This window comes from Bacillus sp. SIMBA_031 (assembly GCF_046535225.1).
Taxonomy (GTDB): domain Bacteria; phylum Bacillota; class Bacilli; order Bacillales; family Bacillaceae; genus Bacillus; species Bacillus velezensis.
In genome coordinates, this window is record NZ_JAWRXC010000209.1 from 1 (window position 1) to 274 (window position 274).

A 274-nucleotide genomic window follows, 5' to 3' on the forward strand; every position below is an offset into this window, starting at 1 on the left:
GTGTGAACATGACCGTGTCGCTGGCTTTTAGGTCCTTCAGGCCCAAGGCCAGGCCGCCCAGCGCAGCAGCGTCAAAGCCTTTGTCCACGCTGATGAATGGTGAGACAGCGCTGACCATGCTGCTGACGGTTACGGGGTTGGTCAGGGTGTTGCGGGCAATTGTTTTGCTGATGATGGCCTTCATGAAGGCCTGCTGATTGCGGACGCGTTGGTAGTCCCCGTCGCTGAACGACTTGCGTTCACGAACGAAAGCTAAGGCTTCGTCGCCGTTCAG

The 274-nt window shown here is 58.0% G+C and carries 1 protein-coding gene; it reads right to left on the reverse strand.

Annotated elements, in window-relative coordinates:
• The coding region (locus tag SB724_RS20055) for an LCP family protein (protein ID WP_410572586.1) at nucleotides 1-274 on the reverse strand (274 nt) is incomplete at both ends.